Here is a 15,713-nt window from a genome sequence, read left to right as displayed (position 1 = left end):
TTATTCAGATTAACAATATCTTTCAATTGTTTTGGGTATAAAGTAAAATTAAATAAAACTACAAGAAAATGTGAGGTGTTCATTTTGAGCTTAGAAGACATATTAAAATCTCAAAAAGAATTCTTTTATTCAGATGCAACCATGCCAGTTGGTTTTAGATTGCTCCAACTGTGTAAATTAAAAAACTCATTGATAAAAAACCAAAATGAATTATATACTGCCCTTTACGAGGATTTGGAAAAATCACATGAAGATACTTTGTCATGTGAGATTGGTCCGTGTATAAAAGAGATAAATTTTTTCATCAAAAATTTAAAATCCCTATGCAAACCAAAAAGGGTTAGGACCTCTTTAATAAATTTTAAAAGCAAAGGCTACATATACAAAAAACCTTTCGGAGTATGCCTAATAATATCTTCTTGGAATTACCCAATACTCTTATCATTACTTCCTTTAATAGGTGCCTTAGCTTCTGGAAACACTTGCATCCTTAAACTTCATCCTTTATCTAAGAATACGAATAAAGTGATAGAAAAAATATTATTTGATACATTTGAAAGATGCTACGTAAAATGTGTTGACGGTGATAAAGATACTCTAGATTTTCTACTTTCCCTAGATTTCGATCACATATTTGCAACTGGAAATTCAAATTTTGGGAAATACTTATATTCAAAGGCAGGAGAAAAACTTATTCCAGTAACTCTGGAACTCGGTGGAAAGAATCCATGTATAGTTCACAAAGATGCAAATCTAAAGCTATGTTGCAAGAGAATCGTACATGGTAAATTTTTAAATGCAGGTCAGACATGTTTAGCCCCAGACTACATTTTAGTCCACAAAAGTATAAAGGATAGATTCATAGAATTGATAACTGAAACCACGACTAACATGTATTCCAAAAATGTATTAAACTTCCCACACTACTCAAAAATAATAAATGAAGAACACTTTAATAGACTTGTAAAAATAATAGATACCCTAAAGTCCAGAGTAATTTACGGGGGAAATTATGATAAAGATACTTTGAAGATTTCTCCAACAATAATCGATACAGATGGGACTTATCTTCACGAACTAGAACAAGAAATCTTTGGGCCAATACTGGACATAAAATCCTATGAAATAATCGATGACGTTATATATTCCTTAAAACAATCCCCTGCTCCACTGGCTTTATATTTATTTTCAAAAAACAAAATCCTCATAAACAAATGCCTTGATGTACCTTTTGGAGGAGGGTGTATAAACGATACCGTTATTCATATGACAGAACAAAATATACCGTTTGGAGGATTTAGAAACAGTGGCATCGGAAATTATCATGGTATTCACTCATTTAATACGTTTACCAATAAGAAAGGTATTTTGTTCAAATCAAATAGAATAGACGTAAACCTAAGATACCCTAACAATAAAAATTATAATTTCAAAACCTTAAAATCTATTTTTAGAATTAAATAAATTAACTATTCTTAACAATTATTCATTATCTTTACCTTCATACAAATTTACTTAAATTAATCATCTCGATTTTCTTTACCAATAAACATTTCTTAAAGTTTTATGCTAAACTAATTATGGTTTAAATATTTAAACGAAAGGTAGGCGGGTATAAAAATAGATGAGAAATTTTATAACCTAGAAAAAGGCTTTTCTAAGTCTAAGAAAATATTAACGGCAATTGGTGATGAAACAAGACAACATTTAATTTTGGAAATGATAAAAATGAAAAATTGTAAAGGTATTAGAGTCGGTGACATTACAAAGAAAACTAACCTCTCTCGCCCTGCGGTTTCACACCACCTACAAATTATGAAAGAAGCTGGACTAATAAAAGTACGTAAAGAAGGGACAAAAAATTATTATTACTTTGAACTCGAAATGGAAATATTTAAATTGTTAATTTCCACATTACAACTTGCTATAGAAATTTCAGTAGAATTACAAAAGATGAATATTAAAAACGAATAGCTTAAAATTTTATATTCTTGTATTAAATAATATTTATTAACCCAAAGGCTCAAAGTAAATAAATCATAAATATAAGGGGATGCATTATGGAAATATTCAAAATCATGGAACAAAGACACAGTGTTAGACAATATACTGACGATAAAATTGAACCAGAAAAACAAGACATATTGAACAAACTAATTTCAGAAATTAACCATAAAACAGGATTGCATATTCAAATTCTTTACGATGAACCAAAATGCTTCGACTCAATTATAGCACATTATGGAAAATTTTCCGGCGTAAAAAACTATATCGCACTCATAGGCAAAAAATCTCCAGACCTTGATGAAATATTGGGATATTACGGTGAAAAACTTGTCTTAAAAGCACAAGAACTTGGATTAAATACCTGCTGGGTTGCACTAACTCATGGAAAGAGCAAAGCAGACATATCAAAAGGGGAAAAACAATCATGTTTAACTTCCATTGGATACGGTAAAACTCAGGGAATAGTAAGCAAAAGCAAATCATTGCAGGATGTTTGTAACTACAAAGAGAATATGCCTGAATGGTTTTTAAATGGTGTAAAGGCAGCTCTCCTTGCACCAACTTCGATGAATCGACAGAAGTTCTTCTTTGAATTGCTCCCAGATAATAAAGTCAATGCGATTTGCGGTAAAGGACTAGGTGTGAAATTAGATTTTGGGATTGTAAAATATCACTTCGAATTAGGTTCTGGAAAAAAATTATAACTACAATTCGATACAAAATAAAATTCATCATAAAACCTTAGTAAAAAATTGAAGGCAGCCTTGAAATTATAGTCAAGGTGCCTTTTTTATTAATCGCTATTTAAATAAATATCCACGCCTTCAGTAATAAAACCATAATCATCAAAAATAGATCTTTGTAAATATAAAATGTAAATTAGTTACTCTATAAAATTAATGATCGTTCAAGTGAGTGCTGCTTTTTCATTTTCATAAAATCCCTTAAAAATATTATCAATACTTATGTACTCATCAGTGTTACACACATTATCCAGAATTTCATCTACAAATAAACCAAAATCCTGATGATTGGTATCCCCTAAAATTCTATCTCTTAAGCTATTATCTATATTTAAAAATTTAAGAACGCTATCTACCATATCATATTTTTCATGTTTACTATTACTTAACATACATTCAGTAATAAACAGTTTCATAAAATACCTCAAATCTATTTTTCTATCTCTTATAATTCGTTCCCATAAAGTAAACTCTTTATCATACGAACTTACATCGATATTTAAAAATACTTTATATGCATTAATTACTATGTCTGCATGACTCCCATGTGCTTGTCCAAGATTACACACTAACATGTCGTGTAATTCATTCATATATCCTGAAATCTCACTCAATGATTCACTTTCACCAATATAGGTAAACAAAATATTCCTTTTACCATTTCTACTAATGTTGAACTGCACAAAATATTCAGTACCCCCAACGAGCATATTACCAATAGAATCTATATTAATATTCCTAGACGAAATACTTAAACTATCCTCAAATATAGAATACTTAATAGTACCCATAATCATAAAAACATTTACACCTATAATTTCACACAGAGATTTACTACTACTAAGATCTGTAATAGTACACTCCATTCCATTTACATCAAAGTTTCTAATAAACACTTTCTTATATTCGTTTATGTAGTTTACAAAAAACGAATAAATCCTATAAAAATTTCCTTTACTAAACCTTAAGTAATACATTTTCCCATTATCTATTTCAATATCACCAAAATATATTTTAAATTCAGCATTAAACTCATGTATGACTATTTCCTTTATCAATTCTCCACTTTCTGATAATACACATGCTTCAAATCCACAATTAAAATAATCAAACACACTCTTATCTATAACAGATAAGCAATTAAAAATATCCAATAAATATTTCTCACTATTAGATGTTTTTACAAATGGTCCAAGCTCTAAATCATATAAAATAATAGTATCAAAATGGCAATTATTGTTTTCATCATATGTTTTTAAATAAACAATTTTACCCAAATCATCTTCCTTAATTTCAATTAAAGAGATATTCTCATAGATATCTATTTGACATTCCTTATCTCTTTCCACACTATATTTGCTACCTAAATTACCTTTAGTCAAATATTCAATTTTAATATTATTGCCATTGAAAACATTTGATTTAAATTTTATTTTGTTAAACTTCACTCCAATTGATGGAGAAAATACAAAACTATCTTTAATTTCGTAATCAAGCTCTACCGTATACACTTCACTAAATTTATTTAGAATGCTCACATCTTTAAAAATAACTTTAGAATTACTTTCACTTTGATTTACAAGATCTCCTCTTGCAATAAAATTTCTATCTCTATTTCCTATACTCAGTTGACCAAACTTATCTGAAATCCCTAAAAATGGTATTTTATTCAAATGATCTTCACAGCTATCAATATCCAAAACTATGGTATACTTATTCAAGGTTCTATCTATAGTAGGAATACCGAAATAAATAGCTTGTTTTATTAAAATTTCACCTTGTTTAGTAAAATCATAATTGAACCTTACCACATTGACGCTATTACCTTTGCAAATGCAAAGTTCAAAATATCCATTTTCATTTTTAATAACGCACTCAAAGACTACAATATCATTTTTTTCATTTCCTGAAGACTTAAAATGCAAAAACCTACTTCTAACATTTGAAATGAAGTAATCATAATCATCAACATTTATGAGAGAATTCACCTTTATATAAAGCTTCAAAAAGATAGCTTTATCTGACAATTTGGACACAATCTCATGATCTATATTTTCAACAACTCTATAAGCCCTCATTTCAATAGAATCATACTCAAAAGAAAATGATGAAACTATCTCTCTGCCTTTAGTAAATATCTTCAAAACATAAACTTCATTTGGAATTAACTTACTCGACTTATCATTATCAAAAATATCCAAAATTACAAAATCTATACTGCTCATCCTTGCGTACATCTTACATACAATATTTTTTATTTGATTATTCTGAGAATCGAACAAAGTTATATTAGACAAACTTATCTCTGATAAATCCAAATTACCAAACTTTTTGTTAAAATTCATACATAAATTCTTGCCAATTCTACTTAAATTCATTTCAAAATTAGTACACGAAACTTCCTTTCTATGCCCAAATAACTCGAAAGTATTCACAATATAGGTTTTTAAATTATCTTTTGAATTTTCAATAATTGTTCTTATTTCATATATGCCTTCTGAAGAAAAGCATGGAAACTTAGCAGAAAAATTTTGGACCTTATTTTCATAACAAACAAGCGATGAGTTTCTATGTATTTCTATTTTGCGTATTTTATCAAAACCACACTTCTTAATTTCGTTTTCTTTATATGAAATATAGACGTTACCATTTTTGAGCTCAACGACTACTCCAACAGAAAGTATATTATCATTTTTCTTTCTTATCTTTCTAAAATTGTATCCGTTACCACAACTTTGAATCAACTTCAAATTATATTTCCTCATTACAAATTCTCTCCATGAAATCCATTATTTAATTTTCATTTATAATATATTGTTAATAAATTTTAACATATTTTAATTTCTTTTGCTATTATTTCATAAATCCACAAAAACAAAAGATCCACCTAAAAATTTTTTAGGCAGATCTCTCTTAGTCCCTATCAAATATTTCAATCTTTAGTTGAAGATTTTCTTTAGATATATTATCTATTACTCTATCATTAAATTTAGCTTCAAACCCATCATATCCTATGGATACCCTATTGACAGTAACACTGCTTCCAACGTACCCAAATTCATAAATATTTATATCATCAGCATTCAAAATATCATTTATCACATACCCAAATCCAGATATCTTTTCTCTATTTAAATTACTTAGAAGTATAAAATTGCATATCTGATCTAATATAATATTGCTATTCGTAGACATAAAAATCGATGTTCCTGAATTTATAATTCTACTAAGAACACTAACCACATTCCTTTGAAGACTTAAATTCAAATGTGTTTCTATTTCTTCTATAAAAAAAGCCGTAAACCGATCATCAGATTTTAAAAACAAAACAAGTGATGCAATTTCTCGAATAAAATCAGATGCCATACTAATAGGTATTTCTATATTATTGACATGTGATCTATACGAATCCTTTGTAAAACTTCCCTTAATAATATCCTCCTCTATAAAATTATAGATACTTGCATATACTCCGTTATCTGAAAATCTTAAATTTTCGATATTATTAATAAAATCATCTATACTCAAGTTTTTATACTTTAAATTCTTAAAAATTTCAGAATAACACAAAAACGTACTTCTACCAGACGGCATAAACACAGGTTTACACTCCCCTATATCACTAAAGCCATCATGTATTACCTTACTACAAATAAAACTTAAAAACCCATCTTCGTTTCTTAAAAAGTCCTTAGGTATCTTAACAAAGTTTCCCTCTATAACTATTTCATCACAATAATCATCTATAGACAACCATATTTTCGGAAAAATTCTATAATTAGATAAAAAAACTTTAGTATTTTCAAATCGTTTATAGTTGTTTTCAATACTTACATTGAATATTTTATTAAAGAAATATTCTTTATTACAAAGCAACGACCTATTAAAAAAATCACAAAAAATCGATCCAACTTCACTATCTATACAGCCTTCTCCTAGGTTCCTTAAATCCTTTATAAAGTTTTTACATGCTCTATATTCCTTTGAAAATTTATCCCCACTCTGTATTATGTTTCGGCTAAGCCTAGACAAACCATACATTATATTCATAACTACAGTTTTACCACTGTTATTATCACCTGTAAAAATAGTAAATGGCGATACCTCAATTTGCACATCATCTAAGTTATCCAAGTTTTGTATATTAACAACATATCTCTGCTTCATAATTGAATTAGCCCTTCCACAAATTCTAAACTAAGTTTCTTAAGAGTTATTGTAACATATAACAAAAATTATTTAAATTTAAATTTTTTCTACATTATATCCCATCCACCATCTATTTTTATTATCTCACCAGTTATACAAACAGCATCACTTGAAAAAAATTTAATTGAGTTAACAATATCATCAACAGTTCCTATACGATTTAAAGGAATATTTTTAATTATTTCATATTTTTCAAATTCGTCGAGGTGATTATTCATATCAGTATCTATGATTCCAGGAGCAATTCCAATAACTTTTATACCTCTAGACCTCATTTCTTTAGACAAAGACTTTGTAAATAAGTTCATAGCTCCTTTAGTCGATGAATACACAGTCTCACAAGACGCACCGATACTTCCCCATATTGATGAAATATTTATTATAGTAGATCTATTTTTCATAAAATCCCTTAGAATATGCTTTGTGAATATAATAGAATTTGAAAAATTCACATTTATCATCGACAAAATAGTACTATCGTCCTGAAATATAAATGGATTAACATCATCAATAGCAGAATTATTAACCAAAATATCTACATTATATATCTTTTCATTATTGAGTAAATCTATAAATTGATATACGTCTTCTAAAATTTCCAAATCTAATTTAAGAATTTTAAGACTATAAGAATTCTCATTACTCCATTTCAAAAGATCTTTTGCGTGATAAAAACTTTTATTATAAGTGACAATAACATTTGCCCCTCTAGATAAATACATTTTTGAAATACCAAGTCCTATACCCCTGGCTCCCCCTGTAATTAAAACAGTCTTATTTGTAAAATTAAAATCCATTATAACTTTACCTTTAAAACCCCTTCGTACACTTGTCTTACTTCTCCTGTCATAAATACCTCCCCACTTAAATCAATTTCTATTTCTATGTTACCTCCATCACAAATTACCATAACCTTAGAATCAACAAACCCAAGCTTATGACAAACGCTTGCGGCACTGCAACTACTAGATCCCGATGCTAAAGTGTATCCAGCACCACGCTCATATATCTTTATCCTTACTGTTCCTCTATCAATAACCTCTACAAATTGCACATTTGTTCTATTTAGGAACATTTCATGGTTTTCAATATAAGGTCCATATTTATGTATACTTTCATCGTCTAATTTTTCAAAAACACAAACCGTATGTGGATTCCCGATGGTTAAAGATGTCACTAAAAACTCTTTATCTAAAACGTAAATCCTCTCATTAATCACATCTCTTTCCGATCCTTTTATTCCTATTTCCTTAGAATTAAATGAGACCTTCCCCATGGAAACTCGTATAACTGTCCCCTGATCATTTAAATATGTTGCATGTACCTTTCCTCCCTTTGTTAAAAGGGTTACATTTTTTTCATTTATATACCCGTAATCACGTAAATACTTTGAAAAAATTCTTATGCCATTCCCACTTTTCTCTGCTTCACTACCATCAGGATTAAATATTTTAAAAAATATCTCCCCCTTATCATTAAAAATTGGACCAAACAAAATCCCATCAGACCCACATCCAAAATTCCTATGACAAATCCTCTCTATATTTCTAGAATCCAAATTAATATTACAATAATTAGGATCAATAACTAAATAATCATTTCCAAGAGCTTCGTACTTAAAAATCTTAGTCATAATCAAAACCTCCTAAATAGCTACAAGATATTATAACAAAAAAAATTACCATTATGGATATAATGGTAATTTTCAATTAAGAAAAGCTTTTTGTTCATAACCGTTATTAAAAATTTCTAAATCGGATATAAGCCAGCTGTTATCTCTCAAAACCATTTCAAATACATACCTATCTGTCCCACTATTTTTGTTAGTATGGAAATAAGTAACCTTACCGCTCTCAAGATTATCATTTAGTACAAAATCTACAGAGAACATATCATCTGGAAACTTTTGATCTTTATCAATAACATCTTCACCAATAACATTAGGATCTAAGAACTTATCACTTTGTGCTTTATCACCTTTATTAACAGCATCAATAAATTCTTCAACTAGCTTGATATTCTTCCCAGAAACCTCTTTTTCTAAATTAAGTTTGTTAATTTCATTTTTAACTTGATTTAGCTCCACATTAATACGTGTATAATCGCTAACCTTTTCATAATTTTCTATACTCATCTTCTGCAATTTTTCTTCTAGTATGACACACTGCCTCTGTACATCCATGTAGTCACCAAAATAAACTAAAAACACTGAAACAGAAACCACTATTGTGATCACTAAAGATAAAATTAAGAATATAACAACTCCCATTAGTTTGTTTGTTTCTTGATCTCTTTTATTATTGAACAAATATGTAGACAAAACACCACTTCCTAACATATATATTTTTTGCTTATAGAACTATCTCCAAGTATAGGAGATATAGCAACTCTAACGTATTCACCTACACATAAATTTTCTCCATCTACAAGTGTTAAGTTCATATTACATTTTCCAATTATCCTTATACCCCTTTTGCCTTTATATATTTCATAATCTTTCTTAAAGTACCTATATATAAATTTCAAAATGTCGTATACAAAATTCTTCCTATAGTCTCTGTAAAAACCAAAATGCTGTATATTCCCAATCTCAAGTATTCCAACCACCATGTCACGCTTAGCAACAAATTTATTCCCATATCCTATACTCTGCCCCTTTGTTACATTATACAAACTCAAAACTCTAGCGTAATAGTCAAAACTTTGTTTAATTCCTATACTACTACCGTCGTATCCATAAACCAAATTTCCTACTCTTATTCCATGTGCAAACTCTGCTCTATACCTTATATTTTCATTTATAAAGCCTCCAGAATTTAAAATATGTATAAAATACTTATCTATATATTTCCCTACACTTTCATGAAATATCTCTACCTGCTTTAAAGTATATTCTTCATCTCCTGTATTATGTAAATGAGTATATATTCCCTTAATATTTATATTTTCATAATTCACCTTGATAAAATTTATAAACTCATCTAACTCACTTACCTCTATCCCCTTTCTATTCATACCAGTGCAAACGTATATGTGGGCATCTATGTTTAAATCTTTAGGAATTAAATTGAGAATCTCTCGACTATCTATAGTTAAAGTAAACTTCTCTATGTAACTGGTTTCAAAATAATCTTTACTTACAATTGGAGTTAATATAATTATTTCATTTTCTATTCCCATTTCATGAATCCTAATAGCTTCATCCAAATTTGAAACACCGAACATATCAACTTTATCCCTTAAAAAATCACATACTTCACAAATCCCAAGTCCATACGCATTTCCCTTAACCACTGCTATGATTTTTTTATTCCCCGAAATATTTCTAATTATACTAATATTTTCATCAATCTTACTTAAATTAACTTCTAAATATAAATTTTCCACGTAAAATCTTTACTCCCAGTAATAATTTTTTTAGGATTATACCAAATTATCGATTCCTGTATACACAAAATACTCTTTTAGTCCTCTATATTCCAATTGATCTCACTTATTGAATTATCTTTCAAATATTTATTAATCTTTGAAAAAGGTTTTGAAGAAAAAAATCCTTTATGTGCTGATAATCCACTTGGATGTGATGATTTTAAAACCAGATGCTTACCTTTATCTATTAAACTTTCCTTTTTCTTTGCAAAATTTCCCCACAAAACAAAAACTAAATTTTCTCTTTCTGATGATAATAACTTTATAATTTTATCTGTAAACATACTCCATCCAATCAACTTATGGGAATTTGGATGATTTTTTCTAACTGTAAGACCAGAATTCAAAAGAAGAACCCCTTGATTCGCCCAAGAAATTAAATTACCATGGTTAGGTATTTTAATATTAATATCCGAGTTCAATTCTATGAAAATATTTTTAAGAGAACTCGGTATATCACATCCCTTATGTACAGAAAAAGAAAGCCCATGAGCCTGATTTTCATTATGATACGGATCCTGTCCAAGTATAACAACCTTTATATCGTACAAATCTCTATATTTGAAAGCATTGAATACTTCACTTTTCTTAGGATAAATTGTAAATTTTTCATATTCTTCATTTAAAAGCTTAAGTATACTCCTAAAATATCTCTCGTTGTATTCATTTAGTATTACTTTTCTAAATTCTTTACAAATATTCAAAATGTCAAAATCTATTAATAATTCCACAAAACACTCCTAATTACAAATTTCAAATGCTTGAATTTTTCACTTTACATATTTAGTATAAAAACTATATTCATTAATTACAAGGAGGGAATCGAATGAATTTTGTAAGAGTTGGAGCATCAAGCCCTAAAACTAATGTTTGTGATATAGAGTTTAATGTTTCAAACATAAAGGAATGCATAAACAAAGCTTTAAATAAAAAGTGTAAAATTATAACTTTCCCAGAATTGTGCGTAACCTCATATACGTGTCTCGATTTATTCTTAAATGAAAATACTCTTAAAAAAAGTTACGAAGGAATTAAAGACATTTTGGAATTTTCAAAATCTAAAGATATCCTCATAGTGATTGGATCAATATTTAAATACAATAGTTCTCTTTTTAATTCGGCCTTCACAATTCATAAAGGTAAGGTCCTTGGAATCGTTCCTAAAACATACCTTCCTAATTATAGGGAGTTTTATGAGAAAAGATATTTCACAGAAGGATTTGTTAAATTGGCGGAAACAGAATTTTTAGGTGAGAAAACTTATTTCGGAACTGACATTATATTCTCGTGTGAAAATATAAAAGTAGGTATAGAAATTTGTGAGGATTTATGGGCACCTATACCAAAAAGTTCTTATTTATCAATAAATGGAGCAAACGTAATTTGTAATTTATCAGCTTCAAACGAAACAACATTTAAACATGAACATAGAAAAAATTTAATCAAGTCTCAGAGTAATAAATTAAACTGTGCATACATTTATTCAAATTCAAATTCTTCCGAATCAACTACTGACTTAATCTTCTCTTCATATGCATGCATATATGAGAACGGTGAAATGGTTTGCGAATCTGATAAATTCAATGATGATAACGTTGTTATAACTGGAATAATCGATATTGATTATCTCGAAACTCAAAAGGTAAATAATATAACGTTTAGAGACTCTTTTAAGTATTACTCAAAGGATATAAAAGTAATTGAATTTAAATTTGATGAAAAAATAGAATTTGGTGATTTTGATAAAAAGATAAACATATTTCCTTTTTTGCACGAAGATGATCATAGGAACTTTGAAATGTTCGAAGAAATTTTCCTGATGCAGTCTTATGCTCTCAAAAAGAGACTTAATCACACGAAACAAGATAAAGTAATTTTAGGAATAAGTGGTGGACTTGATTCCACGATAGCTTTAATATCAATACATAATACATTTAAAATTATGGGTCTTCCCAGCAAAAATATATTATCCATAACAATGCCTGGGCTTGGAACATCCTCTCGAACAAAAAATAATTCAATCAAAATTTGCAATGAACTTGGAGTGACTCTTAGAAACATAAATATAGAGAAATCTGTAAAACAACACTTTATTGATATAGATCACAACGAAGACTTACTTGATACCACATATGAAAATTCACAAGCTAGAGAACGTACACAAATTTTAATGGACCTAGCAAATAAAAATAATGCTCTTCTAGTCGGAACCAGTGATCTATCGGAAATATCTCTTGGTTTTTCAACATACAATGGGGATCACATGAGCATGTATAATATAAATTGCTCATTGCCCAAAACCCTAATAAAACACTTAATAAGACACTATTACGAAAATTTCGATATATCAAACAATTTAAAAGAAATTCTAATTGACATCTTAAACACCCCCATATCACCCGAGCTTCTACCTACCGATGAAGATGATACTATACTACAACAAACTGAGAATATAATAGGTCCTTATGAATTACACGACTTTTTTTTATACCACTTTATTAAAAATAATTTACCCTTTAACAAAATAAAATTTTTAGCAATTCATGGATTTAAGGGAATATTTGATAAAAAATTAATTGAATCATCTTTACATATATTTGTAAAAAAATTTTTTCAAAATCAATTCAAAAGATCAGCTATGCCGGATGGTCCAAAAATAACAGAGGTATCATTGTCACCTAGAGGAGACTTAAAAATGAGTTCAGACTCTTCCTACAATTCATTTATTTAAAAAGTATATTTTGAAAAATATACTTTTTTATTTTTTATCACAGATTTCATATTAAGAATACTATATATTAAAACTAATCAAAAAGATAAAAAAATAAAAATACTTTTTAACTTCAAAGGAGGAGCTTTTACTATGGCAAATAGTAATCTTCAAAATATACTTGGAAATTCTGTAGACATGAATTTAGGAGCAAATACGATAAACAACTATTCTGAAATAAGAGCTGATATACCTGTAACACAATATCGATCATTGCGTCTTTGGGGACAAGTAAGAGATACCGCTGGAAATCCTATCTCATATGCACTACTAAAGTTAGTTAGATCAATAAATGGATCAACTTATTCTGGAGTTGCCCATACAACATCAGATTGTCAAGGATTTTATCAATTTGATATATGCCCTGAAACAAACGCACAATATAAAATATTGGCTTCAAAATCACCCACTGGTGCAGAACTCACTGTACAATCTACAGGAAATTGCCCACCAGATAAATCTGGGTACAATCCCTGCCCTGGTAATTCTACACTTTCAGTTTCAGAGTGCTGTTGTAATTGTAACAATTAACAACGAAAAATTAAAGGGACCTAATGTAAATATTAGGTCTCTTTTTTAAATATTATTTAATTTATACACTGACTGGATGTTTCTAAAAATAATGAGCAATATAAATTGTTATTTTGCTAAAATTATATAAAAATTTCCACTAATATCATTTTTAAAATTATACTCCATATAAACTACAATTCAGTATTATAATTAGCAAAATATCTTAAAGTCAAATTGAATATTAATTCATTTTAATACCCATAATTTTCCCTTAATACTTCTATTAATTTCCCTAAATTTTTATCATTTATAGAATATGTAATTGCTAATCCTGATTTATGAGAAACTAATATCTTATGGGCTTTAAGCGTAGATAAATGTTGAGATAATGCCGATTGTGTAACATGACTAAGTCTACTATGAAGTTCACTTACTGTCATAGGTCTTTCCAAAAGATAACAAACTATGTTAAGTCTATTTTCATTAGATAGTACCCTTAAGATCTCTGCTACTTCTTTAACATTTGCGATAATCATAAAATATTTAATCCTCTTTCATTTTTATAATTCTTGAAACTTATTAATATATAATATAATATTAAAACCTATGTTTGTAAATGAATATATATTCATAAAATAAATTATTTACCTAAATTTATCTTTTCAATATTTTTCTAAATTTCTATTAATATTTTCTTAATATATAACAAAAAGTTAATTTATATAATTAACTTTCTTATTATATAAATTAACTTTATAAATACTAAATATACATAATAAAAATCCTAAAATTTCAGCAAAAGGGAATACAAGCCAAACACCTAGTATACCAAGTTTTGGAACTAAAACTATAAATCCCAAAATAATAAATAATATTCCAGAACACAAGGACATAAATATGGATCTCCTTGCTCTACCTATAGATTGAAAAAAATATATTAATACAATATTAAAAGATATAAATACACATGCTATGAAATATATTCTCATACCATATGAAGTTATACTAACCAGTTCCATATCTCCCTTTGTAAAAAGTTTAGATATGTTTTCTGAAAACATATATACAAATCCATAGGATAAAATTCCAAATATCCCTGAGGTTAAAATACCATATAAACACGATTCCTTAACACGCTTTATATTCTTCACACCATAATTTGAACTGATTATTGGTTGAACACTTTGGGCTATCCCAGAAAATATAGACACTAAAACATAAAATACATTAAGCAATATTCCATATGCTGCAACATAAACGTTACCACCTAACCTTATCAATACATTATTGAATAAAAATATTGAAGCCCCTCTGCAAAATTCCAGTATGAAAGTCCCAAAACCATTACCCAATATTTTGTAAATTATATTAAAACTAAATTTAAAATGATTAATCCTAAGAGAACTATTCTTACTCCTAAAATGGAGTAACAAAATTAATATGTTCACAATTGGAGACATTACAGTAGATATTACTGCACCCTTCATTCCCCACTTAAACTCAAATATAAAAATATAATCAAACACCACATTTACAACGTTTGAAATTATGGTTGCAATCATTACAAGTCTCGGATTTTTATCATTCCTTATAAAACATCCTAGAACTCCTGCCACCAAAAATGCCCAAGTAAATCCTACCAATATAATAAAATACTCTCTAAATAATTTCTCAACTTCACTTGTCGTTCCCAAAATTTTGCCTATATCATCAACAAACACAACTCCAAATATTGATATTATCGCACCTATTATAATGGTAAAAATCAACGCATTCATAAAAATATTATTTTTAGATTTATCATCTACATTGTTTATGGAAAGTACATTTGATCCACCGATTCCAATACACAAAGATATTGAAGTAAACACAGTAAACATAGGAAATACAATATTTAAAGCCGTAAGGCCATATGTCCCAACTCCAATTCCTACAAACATCGTATCTACAAATATATAGAGAGACACCACGATAGATGATAAAACACCTGGTATCAAATATTTTAAAAATATCTTTCTCAAATCATCCTTAAGCAAATCCAT

At 28.3% G+C, this 15,713-nt stretch carries 14 protein-coding genes; 5 read left to right on the top strand and 9 right to left on the bottom strand.

Annotation, left to right across the window (positions count from 1 at the left end; all coding sequences use genetic code 11):
* Nucleotides 1-75 precede the first annotated feature (75 nt).
* From AALI31_RS06425 to AALI31_RS06415, 3 genes are all read left to right on the top strand, one after another.
* Entirely contained in the window at nucleotides 76-1,464 is a 1,389-nt protein-coding gene (locus AALI31_RS06425; RefSeq protein WP_489885705.1) for an aldehyde dehydrogenase family protein, read from the top strand.
* A 264-nt stretch (nucleotides 1,465-1,728) separates the two neighbouring features.
* Nucleotides 1,729-1,974, top strand: coding sequence for an ArsR/SmtB family transcription factor (locus AALI31_RS06420; protein WP_489885704.1), 246 nt, complete (start codon nucleotides 1,729-1,731; stop codon nucleotides 1,972-1,974).
* Between the two features lie 86 nt (nucleotides 1,975-2,060).
* Nucleotides 2,061-2,711, top strand: coding sequence for a nitroreductase family protein (locus tag AALI31_RS06415; RefSeq protein ID WP_489885703.1), 651 nt, complete (start codon nucleotides 2,061-2,063; stop codon nucleotides 2,709-2,711).
* 203 nt (nucleotides 2,712-2,914) lie between these two features.
* On the opposite strand, the gene AALI31_RS06410 is transcribed toward AALI31_RS06415, so the two are convergent.
* The 7 genes from AALI31_RS06410 to AALI31_RS06380 all read right to left on the bottom strand — a co-directional run bounded on the left by AALI31_RS06410 (nucleotide 2,915) and on the right by AALI31_RS06380 (nucleotide 11,095).
* Nucleotides 2,915-5,515 (bottom strand): hypothetical protein, encoded by a 2,601-nt coding sequence (locus tag AALI31_RS06410; protein WP_489885702.1) that lies wholly within the window; start codon nucleotides 5,513-5,515, stop codon nucleotides 2,915-2,917.
* A gap of 148 nt (nucleotides 5,516-5,663) precedes the next feature.
* Nucleotides 5,664-6,917, bottom strand: coding sequence for an AAA family ATPase (locus AALI31_RS06405; protein WP_489885701.1), 1,254 nt, complete (start codon nucleotides 6,915-6,917; stop codon nucleotides 5,664-5,666).
* Between the two features lie 89 nt (nucleotides 6,918-7,006).
* Nucleotides 7,007-7,756, bottom strand: a complete 750-nt coding sequence (locus AALI31_RS06400; RefSeq protein WP_489885700.1) for an SDR family NAD(P)-dependent oxidoreductase — start codon at nucleotides 7,754-7,756, stop codon at nucleotides 7,007-7,009.
* Nucleotides 7,756-8,592, bottom strand: coding sequence for a diaminopimelate epimerase (dapF, locus tag AALI31_RS06395; RefSeq protein WP_489885699.1), 837 nt, complete (start codon nucleotides 8,590-8,592; stop codon nucleotides 7,756-7,758). Before dapF ends, AALI31_RS06400 begins: the two co-directional genes overlap by 1 nt.
* Before the next feature lie 72 nt (nucleotides 8,593-8,664).
* Entirely contained in the window at nucleotides 8,665-9,297 is a 633-nt protein-coding gene (locus AALI31_RS06390) for a hypothetical protein (RefSeq protein ID WP_489885698.1), read from the bottom strand.
* Nucleotides 9,291-10,346, bottom strand: coding sequence for an alanine racemase (locus AALI31_RS06385; RefSeq protein ID WP_489885697.1), 1,056 nt, complete (start codon nucleotides 10,344-10,346; stop codon nucleotides 9,291-9,293). Before AALI31_RS06385 ends, AALI31_RS06390 begins: the two co-directional genes overlap by 7 nt.
* Before the next feature lie 77 nt (nucleotides 10,347-10,423).
* The gene (locus tag AALI31_RS06380; RefSeq protein ID WP_489885750.1) at nucleotides 10,424-11,095 is read right to left on the bottom strand and encodes a uracil-DNA glycosylase; all 672 of its coding nucleotides are present in this window, start codon (nucleotides 11,093-11,095) and stop codon (nucleotides 10,424-10,426) included.
* A 119-nt stretch (nucleotides 11,096-11,214) separates the two neighbouring features.
* Between AALI31_RS06380 and AALI31_RS06375 the strand changes: the two genes are divergently transcribed.
* Both AALI31_RS06375 and AALI31_RS06370 read left to right on the top strand, forming a co-directional pair.
* Nucleotides 11,215-13,119 carry an NAD(+) synthase gene (locus tag AALI31_RS06375; RefSeq protein ID WP_489885696.1) on the top strand — a complete coding sequence of 635 codons (1,905 nt, stop codon included), beginning with the start codon at nucleotides 11,215-11,217 and terminating at the stop codon, nucleotides 13,117-13,119.
* A 132-nt stretch (nucleotides 13,120-13,251) separates the two neighbouring features.
* Nucleotides 13,252-13,689 carry a carboxypeptidase-like regulatory domain-containing protein gene (locus AALI31_RS06370; protein WP_489885695.1) on the top strand — a complete coding sequence of 146 codons (438 nt, stop codon included), beginning with the start codon at nucleotides 13,252-13,254 and terminating at the stop codon, nucleotides 13,687-13,689.
* A gap of 233 nt (nucleotides 13,690-13,922) precedes the next feature.
* On the opposite strand, the gene AALI31_RS06365 is transcribed toward AALI31_RS06370, so the two are convergent.
* Together AALI31_RS06365 and AALI31_RS06360 are read right to left on the bottom strand one after the other, a co-directional pair.
* On the bottom strand, nucleotides 13,923-14,207 hold the full coding sequence (locus tag AALI31_RS06365; RefSeq protein ID WP_489885694.1) for an ArsR/SmtB family transcription factor: 285 nt from the start codon (nucleotides 14,205-14,207) through the stop codon (nucleotides 13,923-13,925).
* Nucleotides 14,208-14,384: 177 nt separating this feature from the next.
* The gene (locus tag AALI31_RS06360; RefSeq protein WP_489885693.1) at nucleotides 14,385-15,713 is read right to left on the bottom strand and encodes an MATE family efflux transporter; all 1,329 of its coding nucleotides are present in this window, start codon (nucleotides 15,711-15,713) and stop codon (nucleotides 14,385-14,387) included.

Source organism: Anisomitus miae (SeqCode) (assembly GCF_054906395.1).
Note: the sequence above shows the minus strand (reverse complement) of the source record. Positions and strands in the feature narration are given on the sequence as shown.